Genomic DNA, 18,077 nt, shown 5'->3' on the forward strand with positions numbered 1-18,077 from the left:
CGTTATTTCCGCGGATCAGGCATTAAAAGGTCTTGTTTGGGCTGCGTCTCTGCAGTGGCTTCCGGATGCGAACGCAGTTCGGCGTTCATGCTTTCAAAATCCTGACTGGCACGCTTGAAATAGAGACCAGCCAGGACAAAAGAGGTGATAAGCAGCATCAGACCCAGCCCCCAAATGAGGGGACTGAGGGGGTTCGAAGCGCTGAGCAGCTCCGATTCGGAAGCAATCAAAAGCAGAAAGATCAGATAAAGACTACTCAGAAGCAGAGTAAGCCCCCAGGCGAAGCGGCTGCGTTTGGCCATCCGGTTCGCGCGGCCTGCGCTGTGTTCGGTTCGCATGGAGCTTGGGTCGTGCAGATACATCTTATTTTTTTATTCCTGGCCAGTGTGATCTGGTACGCGAACTGTAAAGCCATGCTCAACTGAGAGAAGACGACCTTAGTCTTAGTCAGACGTTAATCGTAAGCGATTGATTTAGGAATGCTTTTCCTTTTTTCTGAATCACACAGGACAACCGGAACCTTCGCGCGCCAAACTGGGGTGCCTGGCTCAGCTACGCTGAAGCAACTCATTTTCTAGCAGTTTCTCTCATGACCGCTACCCGCCACATCCTCGCCTGCCTGCTCTTTGCGCTTGCGCTGCTCGGCCTCTGGGCCGGGCTGGGCCGCTCCGTGAAGCTGCCCGACGTAGCCAGCGCCAGCCATAAGTTGCAATGTGTGTCCTATAGCCCCTTCGGCAAGGATCAATCGCCCTTCGACGAACCTTTCATCCTGCGCCCGGCGCAAATGGATGCCGACCTGGCCCTGCTCGCCAGCCGCTTCGAGTGCGTGCGCACCTATTCAATGACTGGTCTGGAGGCCATTCCCGACCTGGCCCGCAAGCATGGCCTGAAGCTACTGCTCGGCGCCTGGGTAAATGCCGACCCGGTGGATACCGCGGCGGAAATCGACCTGTTGATCAGGGCCGCCACGGCCCATGCGGACATCGTACAGGCGGTTATCGTCGGCAACGAAACCCTGTTGCGCCGGGAAGTTACCGCCCAGCGGCTGGCCGGGCTGATTGGCCAAGTCAAAGAAGCCGTTCCACAACCCGTCACCTATGCCGACGTCTGGGAGTTCTGGCTCGCCCATCCGGAAATCGCCCCGGCGGTGGATTTCCTCACCATTCACCTGCTCCCCTACTGGGAGGACGATCCCGCCGGCATTGACCAGGCCCTCGAACATGTCGGTGCGATTCGCCAGCAATTCGGTACACGTTTCGCCCCCAAAGACATCCTGATCGGTGAGACCGGCTGGCCCAGCGCCGGTCGCCAGCGTGAAACCGCCGTGCCCAGCCTGATCAATCAGGCGCGCTTCATGCGCGGTTTCGTGCAGCTGTCGGAAAGCCATGGCTGGCAGTACAACCTGATTGAAGCCTTCGACCAGCCCTGGAAACGCGCCAGCGAAGGCGCAGTCGGTGGCTATTGGGGCTTGTTCGATGCCGACCGCCGCGACAAGGGGGTGTTCACCGGAGCAGCGTCCAACCTGCCGACCTGGCCTGCTTGGTTCGGCCTGTCGCTGGTGCTGTTCGGTGCCGTCCTGGGGCTGGCCGGGCGCCCCGCCACGCCGCGTGATGCCTGGTCGCTGCCGGCGCTTGCCGCCCTGGGCAGTGCCTGCTGCCTGCTGCATGTGGAACAGGCTGTGGCCATCAGCCGCTTCGCCGGCGAGTGGCTTTGGGCGGCTGTGTTGCTCGGGCTGAACCTGATCGTGCTGGCCCATGGCGCCCTGGCTATCACCCAGCCGCAGGACTGGCGTGGCCGGCTGTTTACCTGGCTGGAACAACACGCCGGCATGTGGCTGCTCGCCAGCGGATTTGCCGCTGCGGTGCTGATGCTCGGCCTGGTCTTTGATGCCCGCTACCGCAGCTTTCCCAACGCGTCCCTGCTGCTGCCGGCCGTGGTGTACCTGTGCCGCCCGGTGCCGGCCAGACGCCGTGAAACCGCCCTACTGTGTTTTCTGGTTGGCGCCGGCATTGTGCCGCAGCTGTACCAGGAAGGCCTGACTAACACCCAGGCGCTGGGCTGGGCGCTGGTCAGCCTGCTGCTGTGTGGCGCCTTGTGGCGCAGCCTGCGATGCCGGGTCCCGGCGAATCAATCGAATGAGTCGATGGTAATGGCGCAAACATCGCAACCATGAGGCGATGGTTCTCGCTTACCCTGAACTCAATTGCAGCGAGGTAGTTTTCCATGCGTACGATTGTTTCCCTCGACACCGGTCGACCCACCTCCGACGGCGCCGGCGTTCAACTGATCCGCATTATTGGCGGCCCGGGCCTGGAGCGTTTCGACCCTTTCCTCATGCTCGACGAATTCGGCTCGGCCAACCCTGACGATTACGTAGCGGGTTTCCCCGCCCATCCCCATCGCGGCTTCGAGACCATCACCTACATGCTCGAAGGCCGCATGAAGCACGAAGACCACATGGGTAACGTCGGCTTGCTGGAAAGCGGCGGCGTGCAATGGATGACCGCCGCGCGCGGGGTGATCCACAGCGAAATGCCGCAACAGGAACAGGGCGTGATGCGCGGCTTCCAGCTGTGGCTCAACCTGGCGGCCCAAGACAAACTGGGCGAGCCCGGTTATCGCGATTTCACGCCGGCCGAGATTCCTCACCTGATGCTGGCCGATGGCACCCAAGTCAAGGTCATTGCCGGTCGGTTCGCGACTGACGCGGTTCATCAGGATGGCGCCGTACAGCGTCCGCACACCGAACCACAGATCTTCGATCTGCATCTGTCCGCCGGTGGGCAGGTCGCACCGCAAGTGCCCGATGGCCACCGCGTGATGCTGTATGTCTACGAGGGCAATGTGCAGTTGGCCGAGCGCGACATCGCTACAGGTCAATTGGCGCGTCTGAGCGAACAGGGCGATGTGCACCTGTCGAGTCGCGACGGCGCGCGGGTGCTGTTGATTGCCGGCAAGCCGCTCAATGAACCCATCGTGCAATATGGCCCGTTCGTGATGAACAGCCGCGAAGAAATCGAACAGGCACTGCGCGACTTCCGCGACGGCACCCTGGCCTAGGCGTTAACCCCCGCCCAGCCCCCGCACGCAAACTCCGTGTGGGAGCTGCGTTGCGCTACATCACTACCATCACCGCAGGCCATGCTCCGGCATTCCGCCCATGGCTCAGGCTTGCCCGCTACACCAATCCCGGCTATCACCTTGTTTCCCCCATGGCCGAGGAGCTCCCATGTCCGCAACGATCAATCGCCAGTTCCGCCTGGCCCAGCGTCCTGTCGGCCTGCCGACCGATGACACCTTCCGTTACCTTGAAGCCCCGCTGGGCGAGCCCGATGAAGGCCAGGTACTGGTGCGCGTGCGTTACCTGTCCATCGACCCGGCCATGCGCGGCTGGATGAACGACAGCAAATCCTATATTCCGCCGGTGGCCATAGACGAGGTGATGCGCGCCCTGGGCGTGGGCGAAGTGATCGCCTCGCGGCATCCGCAGTTCGCGGTGGGCGATTTCGTCAACGGCGCGCTGGGCGTCCAGGATTATTTCCTCGGCGAGCCCAAGGGTTTTTACAAGGTCGACCCCCAACGCGCGCCGCTGCCGCTGTACCTGTCGGCCCTGGGCATGACCGGCATGACCGCCTACTTCGCCCTGCTGGAGGTCGGCACCCCCGAGGCTGGCGAAACCGTAGTAATTTCAGGCGCCGCCGGCGCGGTGGGCAGCATTGCCGGGCAAATCGCTAAGCTGAAAGGCTGCCGCGTGGTGGGCATCGCCGGCGGTGAGGAAAAATGCCGCTACCTGGTCGATGAACTGGGTTTCGACGCGACCATCGACTACAAGCACGAAGACATGGCGGCAGGCCTCAAGCGCACCTGTCCCAAGGGCGTGGATGTGTATTTTGACAACGTCGGCGGCGACATCCTCGACGCCGTGCTGACCCGCCTCAACTTCAAGGCGCGAGTGGTGATCTGCGGCGCGATCAGCCAGTACAACAACAAGGAGGCCGTCAAAGGCCCGAGCAACTACCTGTCGCTGCTGGTCAACCGCGCGCGCATGGAAGGCTTCGTGGTCATGGACCACGCGGCGCAGTTCCCCAAGGCCCTGCAGGAAATGGGTGGCTGGCTGGCCAGCGGCGAGCTGAAAAGCCGCGAGGATATCGTCGAGGGCTTGGAGAACTTCCCCGACACCCTGCTGAAGCTGTTCAGAGGTGAGAACTTCGGCAAACTGGTGCTCAAGGTCCATTAACGAAGGGCCGTGGGCGTAACACTAGTGTTGGGCGGCCTCGCCCGCCGCAGGACCTTTGCTGAAAGCACACCCTCCCAAGCAGCCCGCCAGCGGCGTGTCAGGCAAACGGCGGGCTGCCCGGCAACACGAAGGCGGGTAGGAGCATCCACGCGGGTGCTCAAGGCCGGCTGATGCGTGCGGGCCCGGGGCTGTAGGGGCGAATTCATTCGCCTGACGTATCACGTTCAAACCATGCCGCAGCGGCGACATACGCAAGGGCCTTGGCTTCATAGCGAATCGCATCAACGCAGGTGCCGGCAGCCTCAGTGCCGACGAATGAATTAGCCCCGACAACATCGTGCGGAGCGTCGTCCAAACGGGCATTTCGCCCTTCATTTCGCCACTCGCTTGCGCCCCATCTGCGCGTATGCTGTGCCCTCTTCGCAAAAAATCGCTGATGGGAGCGTGAGATGGCTGGTAGCAACAGGCAGGCGGCAGAAGTGCTGCACAATGCGGTAATCCAGGCGCATGGCGCCTTGCAGGCGCGCACGCCACTGGTGCAATGCATTACCAATGTGGTGTCGAGCAACTACATGGCCAATATTCTCCTAGCCGCAGGCGCCTCGCCGGCCATGGTCGACAACACCCAGGAAGCCGGGCTGTTTGCCGGCGTTGCCGATGCCTTGCTGATCAACTTGGGCACGCCCACCGACAGCCAGGTCGAATCGATGCGCCTAGCCGCGGCCGCGGCGCAGCAGGCAGGCAAACCCTGGGTGCTTGACCCGATCGGTGCCGGCGGCCTGCCCTGGCGTGGCGCGATTGCGCTGGAACTGCTGCAACATCGCCCCACCACCATTCGCGGCAATCCTTCGGAAATCAAAGGCCTCTCTGGACTTGGCAGCGGCGCCCGCGGCATGGACAGCTCCGATGAACCGGAATCCGCGGTGCCGGCGGCACTGGAACTGCTCCGCCATTGCCGCACCGTCGGCGCTTCGGGGGCGGTGGATCATCTGGTCGGTCACTACGAAGAGCGGCCGACGTTGATCCGCGTCTACGGCGGCAGTTGCCTGCAGCCACGGGTCACCGCCACCGGCTGCGCCCTCGGCGCGCTGGTCGCGGCGTACCAGGCGGTCGCCGAGCCGCTGGTGGCCACCGTTGCCGCCCACGCCAGCTTCGCCATCGCCGGCAAACTCGCCGCCGAACGTCACGCGGCGCCGGGCTCGTTCGCGGTGGCCTTTATCGATGAGTTGTATGCACTGGACGAAGCACGTATCCAGCAACACCTGCGCATCGACGTTACCAGCCTGGTTTCCCCGCCGTAAATACAGCGGCAAGGTGGACGACGCTTTGCTCGTCCACCGCGTTTCCCGCCCGCTTAAAGCACCAGCGCCAGCAGCACACCGACGACCATCACCAGCGGCCAGCTGAGCAGCAATCCCCGCCAGCGCAAAGGTGCGTGACGCAGCTCCATGAAGCCGTCGGTGATCAGCCAAGCCTTGCCGAAGGCCACCGCCAGCACCGCGCCGGCCAGCGTCAGCGACATGCCCGCGTTGCCGAGCACCACGGTGCCCACCGAGAGTACAGCCAGCCCTATCCAACACAGGATCAGGGTGATCGATGCGGACATCACAGCCTCCTCAGCCCAGCACGTAAACCAGCGGGAACAGCAGCACCCAGACCAGATCGACCATGTGCCAATACAGCACGCCCGATTCCAGCCCGCTGCACGCGCCCGGCCCATAGGCGCGCAGCCGGCAGCGGTTGGCCATGTAGCCGAGTATCAGCATGCCCAGCAGCACGTGCAGGAAATGAAACCCGGTCAGAATCCAGTACAGGGTGAAGAAGGTGTTGTACTCCAGGTCCAGGCCAAGGCCGGCCAAATGGCCGTACTCGCCCAGCTTGAGCACCACGTAGACGCAGGCCGAGACCAGCGCCGCCAGCAGCAACCAGACTCCCCGCCCCTGCTCACCGCCCCGTACCTGCTCCACCGCCAGTGCGGCGAGCAGGCCGGAGGTGAGCAGGCTCAGGGTCAGCGCCAGGCCGGTGGAGTTATCCAGCGCCTGACGACTCTGCGCGAACAGCTCGGGGTTCAGCGCCTGGGTGGTCGCGAAGGCGAGAATCAGAATGCCGAACACCGCCAGCTCGGCAAAGATGAAGATCCACATTGCCAGATCGCCCGGCACGCGCCGTTCGACCCTGGCAAACGTCTCACTCGAAGTGGACATCGACCACATCCATCAGCGCCGCCACGGTCTGCACATCGTCCGACAGCGGCTCGGCCAGGCAGGCCAGGCACGCTTCGCGGGGACTCATGCCGGCGCGGATCATCCGTGCGGTAAAAATCAGCAAGCGGGTCGAGGCCACCTCTTCCAGGTCGTGCTGTTCCAGCCGACGCAGCGCCTGGCCGAGCTTGACCACCTGGGCCGCCAACGCGTGATCCACGCCAGCCTCATTGGCGACAATGCGCGTTTCTTCGTCAGCGGGCGGGTAATCGAAGCGTAAGGCGACGAAACGCTGGCGCGTACTGGGTTTCATGCCCTTGAGCAGATTCTGGTAGCCGGGGTTGTAGGACACCACCAGCATGAAGCCGGGCGGAGCCTGCAACTGCTCGCCGGTGCGCTCGATGAACAGCTCGCGGCGATCATCTGCCAGCGGGTGCAGCACCACGGCGGTGTCCTGGCGCGCTTCGACCACCTCGTCCAGGTAACAGATGCCGCCCTCGCGCACAGCGCGGGTCAGCGGGCCGTCCTGCCACCAGGTGCCGTCGGCGCCGATCAGGTGGCGACCCACCAGGTCGGTGGCGGACAAATCGTCATGGCAGGCCACCGTGTACAGCGGCAGACCGAGGCGGTGCGCCATGTACTGCACGAAACGGGTCTTGCCGCAGCCGGTCGGGCCCTTGATCAGCACCGGCATGCCATGCCGCCAGGCCTGTTCGAACATTACCTCTTCATTGCCCAGGGATTGGTAGAAAGGTACGTCCGGCACGCCCGTCCCCCTCAGTTTCTCAAGTGCACTCACCGGCAATACCTCACGAAAGCAGTTGGTTAAAGCCACGCTACCCGCGACATGGCGTCACGTTCAAGGGGTATGGGGACCTCTCTTGATCGCAATCAAGCGCATCGGCAATTCGTCTCTCTAGCATCGGCGCCGTACACAAAAAGAAGTACCCGGGTATTGCCACACCGAAGTACCAACACGGAGTCACCGATGACTTCATCTAGGGGAGATACACAATGAAGTACGCCAAACCGCTACTGGCAGGACTGCTGGCCAGCGTTTCTCTACTCGGCTTCTCGATCGCCCAGGCCAACGCGCCGGCGATGACCGCTGCGGAAAAGGAAACGGCCAAGCAGATCTATTTCGAACGCTGCGCCGGCTGCCACGGTGTGCTGCGCAAGGGCGCCACCGGCAAGAACCTGGAGCCGCACTGGGAACAGGTGCAGGCCAACGGCAGCAAGCTGGAGGGCGGCACCCTCAAACTGGGCACCAAGCGCCTGGAGAACATCATTGCCTTCGGTACTGAAGGCGGCATGGTCAACTACGACGACATCCTCACCAAGGATGAAATCAACCTCATGGCGCGCTACATCCAGCACACCCCGGACGTGCCGCCGGAGTTCTCGCTGCAGGACATGAAGGACAGCTGGAAGCTGATCGTGCCGGTGTCCGAACGCCCCACCAAGCAGATGAACAGCATCAACCTGAAAAACGTCTTCGCCATCACCCTGCGCGATGCCGGCAAGCTGGCCCTGGTGGACGGCGACACGCACAAGATCTGGAAGATCCTCGAAACCGGGTATGCGGTGCACATCTCCCGGCTTTCCGCCTCGGGCCGTTATGTCTACACCGTGGGCCGCGACGGTCTGACCACTATCATCGACATGTGGTTCGAAGAGCCGACCACCGTCGCCACGGTACGCCTGGGTTCGGATGCCCGCTCGGTGGACGTGTCGAAGTTCAAGGGCTTCGAAGACAAATACCTGATTGGTGGCACCTACTGGCCGCCGCAGTACTCGATCATGGACGGCGAGACCCTGGAGCCAATCAAGGTCGTTTCCACCCGTGGCCAGACCGTCGATGGCGAGTACCACCCGGAGCCACGCGTGGCGTCCATCGTCGCTTCGCACATCAAGCCTGAATGGGTGGTGAACGTGAAGGAGACCGGGCAGATCCTGCTGGTCGACTACACCGACATCAAGAACCTCAAGACCACCACCATCGAATCCGCCAAGTTCCTGCATGACGGCGGCTGGGATGCCTCGCATCGCTACTTCCTGGTCGCTGCCAACGCGTCCAACAAGGTCGCGGCCGTGGATACCAAGACCGGCAAGCTCGCGGCTCTGGTGGAGACCGCCAAGATCCCGCACCCGGGCCGTGGCGCCAACTTCGTGCACAAGGAGTTCGGTCCCGTCTGGGCCACCGGTCACCTGGGCGACGATGTGGTCTCGCTGATCTCCACACCCTCCGAGGAGCGAAAGCACGCCAAGCACAAGGCGCACAACTGGAAAGTGGTGCAGGAACTGAAGATGCCCGGCGCCGGCAACCTGTTCGTCAAGACGCACCCGAAGTCCAAGCACTTCTGGGCCGACGCGCCGATGAACCCCGAGCGTGACGTGGCCGAATCGGTGTACGTGTTCGATATGAACGACCTCAACCAGCCGCCCAAGCAGCTGAACGTGGCCAAGGACTCCGGCCTGCCGATGAGCCAGGCGATCCGCCGCGCGGTACAGCCCGAGTACAACGTGACCGGCGACGAAGTCTGGATCTCCCTGTGGGGTGGCAAGACCGACCAGTCCGCCATCGTCGTGTACGACGACAAGACCCTGAAGGTGAAGCGTGTAATCACCGATCCGCAGATGGTCACGCCGACCGGCAAGTTCAACGTTTACAACACCATGTTCGACGTCTACTGATCGTTCCCGATCGCTTGCTGAATGCCCCCGTGCTCCGGCACGGGGGTAGTCAAGGACACCTCCATGACAGATCACAAGCAACAACCCGGCGGACGGTTCCGCCGAATCCTCGCCACGCTGCGGCGCCCGAGTCTGCAGTACTCGCTCGGCACGCTCCTGCTGGCCGGCATTGTGCTGGGCATCCTGTTCTGGGGCGGTTTCAACACCGCGCTGGAAGTCACCAACACCGAAAGCTTCTGCATTTCCTGCCATGAGATGCGCGACAACGTGTACCCCGAATACAAGGAGACCATTCATTACAGCAACCGCACCGGCGTGCGCGCCACCTGCCCGGATTGCCACGTTCCCAGGGAATGGACCTACAAGATGGTGCGCAAGGCGCAAGCCTCACGGGAACTGTGGGGCAAGCTGGTCGGCACCATCGACACACCGGAGAAATTCGAAGCCAAGCGCCTGACCCTGGCGCGCAGCGAATGGAAGCGCATGAAAGCTTCCGATTCTCGTGAGTGCCGCAACTGCCACAGCCTCGAAAGCATGAACACCGAGACGCAGAAGCAGCGGGCCCGCAAGCAGCATGAAATGGCGATTCGCGACAACATGACCTGCATTGATTGCCACAAAGGGATTGCCCACCACAAACCCGCGGGCATGACTGAAGAAGACGAAGAATAGGGACTGGCCAGAGCCATGAAGAGGAATCGACCATGAACAAAACCTTAATCGCCAGCGCCATCACTGCGGCCCTGGCCCTCGCCGCCACCCAGGCTCAGGCCGCGCCTCCTGCCGACTGGAGCAAGGTGCCGGCCACGGATATCACTCTGTTCTATCCGGGCGTCTCGCCGCTGGAATGGATCACCAAGGGCACCGAACACGGCGGCGCCCGGGCGCTGAAAAAAGGCGAAACCTGCGCCGGTTGCCATTCGGAAGAAACCGCTGACATGGGCAAGAAAATCGCCAGCGGCGCCACGCTCGAACCCGCACCCATTGCCGGCAAGGCGCCCTTCATCAATACCCAGGTGCAGGCCGCCCACGACGGCGAGCACCTTTACCTGCGCTTCTCCTGGACCCAGCCCGCGGCTTCCGGTGCGGCAAAGATGGACGACAAGAACCCGGTCAAAATCGCCTACATGCTCGAAGCCGGCTCCAAGGTGGAACTGGCCGATCGCGGCGGCTGCTGGGCCAGCTGTCACGGCGATGCCCGCAGCATGCCCGGTGCGGACGAGAACAAGACCAAGTACGTCAGCGGCGGTTCGCTGGCCGGTGGGCTGTTCTACGACCTCAACCAATGGCGTAGCGGCGAAAACAAGGCCTTCGACGGCCATGTCGCCGATACGCGCGTGATGGACGGCGGCCAGGCACTGATCAGCGCGGTCGGCACACGCAACGGCGATACCTGGACAGTGGATTTCACCCGCAAATTCACCGGCGGCGCAGGCGACGTCGCCCTCGAACCGGGGCACACCTACAACTTCGGCTTCGCCATCCACGACGACAGCGCCAGCGGCCGCTATCACCACGTCTCGCTCGGTTATCAGTTGGGCATCGACGCAGCCGCGGACATCACCGCGGCCAAACAATAACAACAACCCATCCACGCCCTTTGAGCCCACCCCCGTATCGCGGGAGGTGGGCCCGTTTTGTCTGCGCAGCCTGCGCAGGGACGAGACCATCCCTTCGTTTCAGATTTTTTCCTCAGCGTTTCCCTTGCCGCCGATTCGATTGATTACCGTCAAGGACGCAACGGCGCGTCCCGGCGATCCTCTGCCTCAATCACAACCGGTGCGGGGCATCGGCTGAACAGCGTTTCCCACTGGCAAGGCAGTCAACAAGAACCTGAAAAACCACGTAGTGAACACCCAGATAAACAACGTACCCCCGAGGTACAACGCCCGCACCATGTTGTCGGTCCGGCCTCCAACCCGCCGGCCCTAAGGAGTTACACAATGAGTTATGTTGGCAAACCGCTACTGACAGGGTTTATTGCCGGCTTGTCGCTGCTCGGTTTAGCGATAGCCCAGGCCAACACCAATCCGGAAAGCGCCAGTGCCGCCTATGCCGGACAAGCCTCCGCGATTGATCCGACCAGCGCTCAAGTGGTTCATACCCCTGGCGCACCGGACCTCACCGCCGCCGAGTTCGAACAGGCCAAGGAAATCTACTTCCAGCGCTGCGCCGGCTGTCACGGCGTGCTGCGCAAGGGCGCCACCGGCAAACCATTGACTCCGGACATCACCCAGCAACGTGGTCAGGCCTTCCTTGAAGCGCTGATCACCTACGGCTCACCGGGCGGCATGCCGAACTGGGGCACCTCGGGCGGCCTCACCTCGGCCGAAATCACCTTGATGGCCAAGTACATCCAGCACACCCCGCCGACGCCGCCGGAGTGGGGTCTGGCCGAGATGAAGAATTCCTGGAAAGTCCTGGTCAAGCCTGAAGACCGTCCCAAGAAGCAGCTGAACAAGCTGGACCTGCCCAACCTGTTCTCCGTCACCCTGCGTGACGACGGCAAGATTGCGTTGATCGACGGCAACACCAAGAAGATCGTCAAGACCATCGACACCGGTTACGCCGTGCACATTTCGCGCATGTCCGCCTCCGGCCGTTACCTGCTGGTGATCGGCCGCGACGCGAAGATCGACATGATCGATCTGTGGGCCAAGGAGCCGATCAAGGTCGCGGAAATCAAGGTGGGCATCGAAGCCCGCTCAGTGGAAACCTCCAAGTTCGAAGGTTACGAAGACAAGTACGTGATCGCCGGCGACTACTGGCCGCCGCAGTTCACCATCATGAATGGCGAGACCCTGGAGCCGCTGCGCATCGTCTCCACTCGCGGCATGACCGTTGGCACCCAGGAATATCACCCGGAGCCCCGCGTGGCGGCGATCATCGCCTCCCATGAACACCCGGAGTTCATCGTCAACGTCAAGGAAACCGGCAAGGTCCTGCTGGTCAACTACGAGGACATCGACAACCTGACCACTACCAGCATCGACGCCGCGCCCTTCCTGCACGACGGCGGCTGGGACGTCAGCCATCGCTACTTCATGACCGCTGCCAATAACTCCAACCAGGTCGCCGTGATCGACTCCAAGGAGCGCAAGATGGCAGCCCTGGTGGATGTCGGTAAAATCCCGCACCCCGGTCGCGGTGCCAACTTCGTGCACCCGCAGTTCGGTCCGGTCTGGGCCACCAGCCACCTGGGCGATGAAACCATCTCCCTGATCGGGACCGATCCCGACAAATACCCGCAATATGCCTGGAAAGTTGTAGAAACACTCAAGGGACAGGGCGGCGGGTCGCTATTTATCAAGACCCATCCGAAATCGAAGCACCTGTACCTGGATACCACCTTCCATCCAGAAGCAAAAATCAGCCAGTCGGTGGCCGTTTTCGACATCACCAACATGAACGCCGGTTACACCGTTTTGCCTATCGGCGACTGGTCCGGTATCAAGGAAGGCGCCAAGCGCGTTGTGCAGCCTGAGTACAATAAGGCCGGCGACGAAGTCTGGTTCTCGGTATGGAGCGGACAGGACGAGGAATCGGCCATCGTGGTGGTCGACGACAAGACCCTAAAGCTGAAAAAAGTGATCCGGGACAAGAGGTTGATTACTCCCACCGGTAAATTTAACGTGCATAACACTCAGTACGACGTTTACTGAGTTTCTCCAGGACGGGCTGCAAGGCCCGTCCCCTTAGCCTTGAAGGAAGTACCCATGAAAAAACTGCTGATCCCACTGCTCGCTCTGGGCGGTGCACTGAGCTTGCAGCCGGCGATAGCCGCTGACGGCGAGGCCCTGTTCAAGAGCAAGCCTTGCGCTGCTTGCCACAACGTGTCCATGAAAATGGTCGGCCCGGCACTGAACGAAGTCGCCGCCAAGAATGCCGGTGTTGAAGGCGCAGCCGCTACCCTGGCCGCCAGCATCAAGAACGGCAGCAGTGGCAAGTGGGGCCCGATCCCGATGCCGCCAAACGCGGTAAGCGAAGAAGAAGCCAAGATCCTCGCCGAGTGGGTCCTGTCTCTGAAGTAAGCACGTCCAGGAGGGACGCCATGATGGTCACACGAGCCGCGCACTTTCGTTTGGGACTGGCTGTGGCGTCCCTCCTCTCTTTTCCCCAGGTACTGCACGCGACACCCAGTGTCGAACGGCAGGCCCAATTGGAGCACCTGCTCCTGCAGGATTGTGGCTCGTGCCACGGCCTGCGCATGACCGGCGGCCTCGGCCCCGCGTTGACTCTTGACGCTCTCGCTGGCAAACCCCGCGAATTTCTGATCGCCACCGTGACCCACGGTCGCCCCGGCACTGCCATGCCCGGCTGGAAAGCCCTGCTCGATGAGCAGGATGTGGCCTGGCTGGTCGACGTCTTGCTTGAAGGATACCCCTCGCCATGATCCGCCCGTCCCTGCTACTGGCCGCCGGCCTGTTGCTCAGCGCCTGTGCCCAACAACCGTTGCGCGGCACCGGAGACCTGGGCGTGGTGATCGAACGCGCCACCGGCAGCCTGCAATTGATCGAAAGCAGCAGCCAGACCCGCCTGGCGCGCATCGAAGGGCTGGGCGACCTGTCCCATGCCTCGGTGGTGTTTTCCCGCGACCAGCGCTTCGCCTATGTCTTTGGACGCGACGGCGGGCTGACCAAAGTCGACCTGCTCAAGCAGCGCGTCGACAAGCGCATCATCCAGGCCGGCAACAGCATCGGCGGCGCCATCAGCCAGGACGGTCGCCTGATCGCCGTGGGCAACTACGAACCGGGCGGCGTGAAAGTCTTCGACGCCGTGACCCTGGAATTAGTGGCCGACATCCCCGCCACCCCGCTGCCCGACGGCAGCCGCAACTCGCGGGTGGTCGGGGTCACCGACGTGCCCAACCAGGGTTTCATCTACAGCCTGTTCGACACCGGCGAAACCTGGCTGCTGGACTTCAGCCAAGGCAACACGCCGGTCGTCAGCCGTTTCGAGAATATCGGCAAGCAACCCTACGATGCCCTGCTTACCCCGGAAGGCCGCTATTACATCGCCGGCCTGTTTGGCGAGGACGGCATGGCCAAGCTCGACCTCTGGCACCCCGAGCGCGGCGTTGAGCGCATCCTCGACGGCTACGGCCGTGGCCAGCAGCCGCTGCCGGTCTACAAGATGCCGCACCTGGAAGGCTGGACCGTGGCCGGCAACCAGACGTTCGTGCCTGCCATCGGCCAGCACCGCGTGCTGGTCATGAACAGCGAGAACTGGCAACAGACCGCCGCCATCGACGTCGCCGGCCAGCCGGTGTTTGTCATGGCCCGCCCGGATGCGCGGCAGATCTGGGTCAACTTCGCCCACCCGGACAACCACAAGGTGCAGGTGATCGACAGCGAAAGCCACGCCATCCTGGCCACTCTGGAACCCGGTCCGGCCGTGCTGCACATGGAGTTCACCGCCCGTGGCGACCAGCTCTGGCTGTCGGTGCGCGACAGCGGCGAAGTGCAGGTGTGGGACCCCTATCGCCTGGAGCTGATCAAGCGCCTGCCGGCCGACAGCCCGAGCGGCATCTTCTTCACCAGCCGCGCGCATGAAACGGGGCTCTGACATGCACGACCTCGATCCGCTCAGCCGTCGCCTGATCGAACGTTTCCAGCATGGTATGCCGCTGTGTGCCGAGCCCTACCAGGCCATGGCCGACGTCCTTGAGTGCAGCGAGGCCGAGGTGCTCGATTGCCTCGCTCGCCTTGAGCAGAACGGTGGCCTGTCGCGCATCGGCCCGGTGTTCGAGCACAGCCGCGCCGGCGCCAGCACGCTGGTAGCCCTGGCCGTGCCCCATGAGCGCCTGGAGCAGATCGCCGAGCGGATCAACCGTTACCCCGAGGTCAATCACAACTACCTGCGCGAACACGCCTACAACCTGTGGTTTGTGCTTACCGGACCGGACCGTGCCCACCTCGACCAGGTGCTCGATGAGATTGAGGTCGACACCGGCCTCGCCCCACTCGACCTGCCCATGCAGCGCGCCTACCGCATTGATCTCGGCTTTTCCCTGGAGCACAGCCCATGTGCAGCGCCCTGAATAGCGAACAACGCTTGGAGTTGCGCCGCCTGCTGGAAGCAGGCCTGCCGCTGGCCAGCCGGCCCTACCTGGCCCTCGCCGAACAGATCGGCGCCGATGAAGACGCAGTGCTCGCGCAAATGCGGGGCTGGAACGACGATGGCCTGTTCCGCCGGGTCGGCCTGGTTCTGCAGCATCGCGCCTTGGGCTTTCGCGCCAACGCCATGCTGGTGCTGGATATTGCCGACGACCACGTCGATGAGGTTGGCCAGAGGCTTGGCCAGGCGCCGGGCATCAATCTTTGCTACCAACGCCCGCGCCGCCTGCCGCATTGGCCGTACAACCTGTTCTGCATGGTGCACGGCCGCGAGCGGGAACAGGTCTGCATGCACATCGCGGCACTGCTGGCTGAGCACGGCCTGAGCGACATTCCGCATCAATTACTGTTCAGCACCCGTGCGTTCAAGCAGCGCGGCGGTCGCTATACCCCGCCCGCCCCACATGAGGTGTGCCATGGATGAACTCGACCGGAAACTGATCAACCGCCTGCAGCAGGGCCTGCCCTTGGTGCCGCGCCCCTGGGAAGCCCTGGCGCTGGAACTGGAAAGCTCGTCCGCCGAACTGCGCGCGCGCACCCAGGCGCTGCTGAATGACGGCACCCTGACCCGCTTTGGGCCGATGTTCGACATCGAGCGCCTTGGCGGCTCCTTCACCCTGGCAGCCCTGGCCGTACCGGAAGAACGCTTCGACGCGGTGGCCGAGATCCTCGCCGCCATGCCCGAAGTCGCCCACAACTACCGCCGCGAACACGCCTGGAACATGTGGTTCGTACTCGGCTGCGCCACACCCGAAGGCATCGCCGAGAGCATCGCGCACATCGAAGCAGAGACCGGCCTGCCGGTCCTCAATCTGCCCAAGGAGCAGACCTACCATGTCGGCTTGCATTTCCCGGTATGAACCGCAGGTGGTCAGGCAACTGATCGAACTCACCGAAGCCGGCCTGCCGCTGGTGGACGACCCTTGGGCCTGGCTGGCCGAACGGCTTCAGTTGAGCGTTACCGCCACCCTGAACCTGTTGCAGCACCTGCAGGACGACGGCGCCATCCGCCGCATCGCCGCCGTGCCCAACCACTACCGACTCGGCTATCAGCACAACGGCATGACGGTGTGGGACGTGGACGATGCCGAAATGGACCGCCTCGGCCCACTGCTCGGTGCTCAGCCCTACATCAGCCACTGCTACCGCCGTCCGCGCCGCGAGGGCTGGCGCTACAACCTGTTCGCCATGGTGCATGGCCGCAGCGCCGAGGAAATCGACGCCTACCGCGCCGACATCCGCCACTTGCTCGGCCCCGCCTGCCGCGCCGATGAAATGCTGGTCAGCAGCCGCATTCTGAAAAAAACCGGCCTGCGCATCGGCCGCCCAGGCACGTCGTAATCACGGGCAAGCCGGCACATGACGGGCGGCGTCGCTCACTGCTCGATGCCGGAATGGAAACACGCGGCTAGTCGAACACCCCGCCATCACTCCGGGCCTGAGCCGAGCCAAAAAACGGCGGCTGCCCGAAGGCTCCGTGTTTTCCATCCTTATCTCCTGCCACGGGCGAGGCCGCCCTACGCGCAACGTCACCCAGGCCGTAGGGCGGCGTCGCTCGCTGCGCGATGCCGGAATGAAAACACGCGGCTCGCCGAGCACCCCGCCATCACTCCGGGGCTGTCGGGGCCAAAAACGGCGGGCTGCCCGAAGACTCCGTGTTTTCCATCCTTATCCCTGCAACGGGCGAGGCCGCCCTACGCAAAACGTCACCCGGGCTACCCTACCACCCGCGAGCAACGTCACCCGCGCTACCCACAAACGAAACCACCCGACGCGCAACGTCACCCAGGCCGTAGGGCGGCGTCGCTCGCTGCGCAATGCCGGAATGAAAACACGCGGCTCGCCGAGCACCCCGCCATCACTCCGAGTCGATCGGGGCCACAAATCACCGGGTTGCACGAAGATTCCGCTTTTCCACCCTCTTCTCGCAAATGGGCGAGACCGCCCTACACCAACTAAGGATCGCCTTGGATGCTTGCATGTTCCGTTTCCGGGCCACCGGCCCAATCGGCTGGGTACACACCCTGTTCCACCAGACGATGAAACGTCGAATACGGCCAGTCGCATACCCGCTCGACCAGACCATGCTTCAGCGGGTTGATGTGGACATAATCCAGATGCCGCAGCAGGTCCTGTTCATCGCGTATCAGGTGCTCCCAATAACGACGCTGCCAGATCCCCCGCTCACCGCGCACCAAGCGGGTCATGGAGCTGCGTTCGGTAGCCGCCACGCTACGGGAGAAAATCAGCTTAATCAGCCGCCAACGCAACGCGAAATCGACATCTCCGCTCGGCAGTTCCAGGACGCAATGCAAATGTTCGGGCAGCACCACCCAGGCATGGATGTGAAATGGATGACGCCGTTTCACCGTGGCGACAGCCTGGCGCAAGGCATCGACGTTGCTTACCAGCAGATCGTTGTTGCGGCGACGCGCCAGGGTATGGGTAAAGAAATAAGTGCCGCCCGGGCACCAGACACGCCGATAGTTGGCCATGTATGTCATCCATGACAGAACAAGGACCCCGCAGTGTAGGCCGCATGCTCGTAGACGGCGTCGCTCGCTGCACGATGCCGGGATGGAAACACGCGGCTGGCCGAGCACCCCGCCATCACTCCGAGCCTGATCGAGGCCAAAAACGGCGGGCTGCCCGGAGGTTCCGTGTTTTCCATCCTTATTCCCTGCCACGGGCGAGGCCGCCCTACGCGCAACGGGGCCATCCATGAACGAGACTACCCTGCGCGCAACGTTACTCCTGGCCGTAGGGCGGCGTCGCTCGTTGCACGGTGCCGAGATGGATATGCGCAACTGGCCGAGCACCCCGCCATCA

20 protein-coding genes are annotated in these 18,077 nt (G+C 63.0%); 15 read left to right on the forward strand and 5 right to left on the reverse strand.

Annotated elements, in window-relative coordinates:
- Positions 1 to 2: 2 nt before the first annotated feature.
- Complete coding sequence (locus ACTV8E_RS18420) at positions 3 to 362, reverse strand: DUF485 domain-containing protein (RefSeq protein ID WP_443200431.1); 360 nt, start codon at positions 360 to 362, stop codon at positions 3 to 5.
- Between the two features lie 227 nt (positions 363 to 589).
- Here ACTV8E_RS18420 and ACTV8E_RS18425 point away from each other — a divergent pair, with 227 nt between their 5' ends.
- From ACTV8E_RS18425 to thiM, 4 genes are all read left to right on the forward strand, one after another.
- Positions 590 to 2,173, forward strand: a complete 1,584-nt coding sequence (locus ACTV8E_RS18425) for a glycoside hydrolase family 17 protein (protein ID WP_443200432.1) — start codon at positions 590 to 592, stop codon at positions 2,171 to 2,173.
- A gap of 50 nt (positions 2,174 to 2,223) precedes the next feature.
- Positions 2,224 to 3,060, forward strand: coding sequence for a pirin family protein (locus ACTV8E_RS18430; RefSeq protein ID WP_251836363.1), 837 nt, complete (start codon positions 2,224 to 2,226; stop codon positions 3,058 to 3,060).
- Positions 3,061 to 3,229: 169 nt separating this feature from the next.
- On the forward strand, positions 3,230 to 4,237 hold the full coding sequence (locus ACTV8E_RS18435) for an NADP-dependent oxidoreductase (protein ID WP_251836364.1): 1,008 nt from the start codon (positions 3,230 to 3,232) through the stop codon (positions 4,235 to 4,237).
- A gap of 449 nt (positions 4,238 to 4,686) precedes the next feature.
- On the forward strand, positions 4,687 to 5,538 hold the full coding sequence (thiM, locus tag ACTV8E_RS18440) for a hydroxyethylthiazole kinase (protein ID WP_251836365.1): 852 nt from the start codon (positions 4,687 to 4,689) through the stop codon (positions 5,536 to 5,538).
- Between the two features lie 53 nt (positions 5,539 to 5,591).
- Here the strand turns inward: thiM and ACTV8E_RS18445 are convergent, their stop codons facing one another.
- Genes ACTV8E_RS18445 through ACTV8E_RS18455 form a run of 3 tightly spaced genes read right to left on the reverse strand, consistent with a single transcriptional unit; the run spans position 5,592 to position 7,159 of the window.
- A complete protein-coding gene (locus ACTV8E_RS18445; RefSeq protein ID WP_251836366.1) occupies positions 5,592 to 5,843 on the reverse strand; it encodes a cytochrome C oxidase subunit IV family protein in 252 nt (83 codons plus the stop codon).
- A 10-nt stretch (positions 5,844 to 5,853) separates the two neighbouring features.
- Positions 5,854 to 6,441, reverse strand: coding sequence for a cytochrome c oxidase subunit 3 family protein (locus ACTV8E_RS18450; protein WP_443200433.1), 588 nt, complete (start codon positions 6,439 to 6,441; stop codon positions 5,854 to 5,856).
- Positions 6,425 to 7,159: a CbbQ/NirQ/NorQ/GpvN family protein gene (locus tag ACTV8E_RS18455; RefSeq protein WP_251836429.1), complete on the reverse strand. Its 735-nt coding sequence runs from the start codon at positions 7,157 to 7,159 to the stop codon at positions 6,425 to 6,427. Before ACTV8E_RS18455 ends, ACTV8E_RS18450 begins: the two co-directional genes overlap by 17 nt.
- A 293-nt stretch (positions 7,160 to 7,452) precedes the next feature.
- Between ACTV8E_RS18455 and ACTV8E_RS18460 the strand changes: the two genes are divergently transcribed.
- From ACTV8E_RS18460 to ahbB (ACTV8E_RS18510), 11 genes are all read left to right on the forward strand, one after another.
- Positions 7,453 to 9,132, forward strand: coding sequence for a nitrite reductase (locus ACTV8E_RS18460; RefSeq protein ID WP_273534894.1), 1,680 nt, complete (start codon positions 7,453 to 7,455; stop codon positions 9,130 to 9,132).
- Positions 9,133 to 9,195: 63 nt separating this feature from the next.
- A complete protein-coding gene (locus tag ACTV8E_RS18465) occupies positions 9,196 to 9,804 on the forward strand; it encodes a NapC/NirT family cytochrome c (RefSeq protein WP_273534893.1) in 609 nt (202 codons plus the stop codon).
- Positions 9,805 to 9,836: 32 nt separating this feature from the next.
- Positions 9,837 to 10,712, forward strand: coding sequence for an ethylbenzene dehydrogenase-related protein (locus tag ACTV8E_RS18470; protein WP_443200434.1), 876 nt, complete (start codon positions 9,837 to 9,839; stop codon positions 10,710 to 10,712).
- A gap of 363 nt (positions 10,713 to 11,075) precedes the next feature.
- Positions 11,076 to 12,794, forward strand: a complete 1,719-nt coding sequence (locus tag ACTV8E_RS18475) for a cytochrome D1 domain-containing protein (protein WP_443200435.1) — start codon at positions 11,076 to 11,078, stop codon at positions 12,792 to 12,794.
- Between the two features lie 54 nt (positions 12,795 to 12,848).
- Positions 12,849 to 13,163 (forward strand): c-type cytochrome, encoded by a 315-nt coding sequence (locus tag ACTV8E_RS18480; protein WP_251836372.1) that lies wholly within the window; start codon positions 12,849 to 12,851, stop codon positions 13,161 to 13,163.
- 20 nt (positions 13,164 to 13,183) lie between these two features.
- Positions 13,184 to 13,525: a c-type cytochrome gene (locus ACTV8E_RS18485; protein WP_251836373.1), complete on the forward strand. Its 342-nt coding sequence runs from the start codon at positions 13,184 to 13,186 to the stop codon at positions 13,523 to 13,525.
- Positions 13,522 to 14,697 carry a cytochrome D1 domain-containing protein gene (locus ACTV8E_RS18490; RefSeq protein WP_443200436.1) on the forward strand — a complete coding sequence of 392 codons (1,176 nt, stop codon included), beginning with the start codon at positions 13,522 to 13,524 and terminating at the stop codon, positions 14,695 to 14,697. The genes ACTV8E_RS18485 and ACTV8E_RS18490 overlap by 4 nt, the downstream gene beginning before the upstream one ends.
- Before the next feature lies 1 nt (position 14,698).
- A complete protein-coding gene (locus tag ACTV8E_RS18495) occupies positions 14,699 to 15,172 on the forward strand; it encodes an Lrp/AsnC family transcriptional regulator (RefSeq protein ID WP_443200437.1) in 474 nt (157 codons plus the stop codon).
- Positions 15,157 to 15,672 carry a siroheme decarboxylase subunit beta gene (ahbB, locus tag ACTV8E_RS18500; RefSeq protein WP_443200438.1) on the forward strand — a complete coding sequence of 172 codons (516 nt, stop codon included), beginning with the start codon at positions 15,157 to 15,159 and terminating at the stop codon, positions 15,670 to 15,672. The genes ACTV8E_RS18495 and ahbB (ACTV8E_RS18500) overlap by 16 nt, the downstream gene beginning before the upstream one ends.
- The gene (locus ACTV8E_RS18505; protein WP_443200439.1) at positions 15,665 to 16,108 is read left to right on the forward strand and encodes an Lrp/AsnC family transcriptional regulator; all 444 of its coding nucleotides are present in this window, start codon (positions 15,665 to 15,667) and stop codon (positions 16,106 to 16,108) included. Before ahbB (ACTV8E_RS18500) ends, ACTV8E_RS18505 begins: the two co-directional genes overlap by 8 nt.
- Positions 16,083 to 16,589: a siroheme decarboxylase subunit beta gene (ahbB, locus tag ACTV8E_RS18510; RefSeq protein WP_443200440.1), complete on the forward strand. Its 507-nt coding sequence runs from the start codon at positions 16,083 to 16,085 to the stop codon at positions 16,587 to 16,589. Before ACTV8E_RS18505 ends, ahbB (ACTV8E_RS18510) begins: the two co-directional genes overlap by 26 nt.
- A gap of 614 nt (positions 16,590 to 17,203) precedes the next feature.
- On the opposite strand, the gene ACTV8E_RS18515 is transcribed toward ahbB (ACTV8E_RS18510), so the two are convergent.
- Positions 17,204 to 17,743 (reverse strand): REP-associated tyrosine transposase, encoded by a 540-nt coding sequence (locus tag ACTV8E_RS18515; RefSeq protein ID WP_443200441.1) that lies wholly within the window; start codon positions 17,741 to 17,743, stop codon positions 17,204 to 17,206.
- Positions 17,744 to 18,077 lie beyond the last annotated feature (334 nt).

Source organism: Pseudomonas sp. B392_1p (assembly GCF_052245235.1).
Classification (GTDB): Bacteria; Pseudomonadota; Gammaproteobacteria; order Pseudomonadales; family Pseudomonadaceae; genus Serpens; species Serpens gallinarum.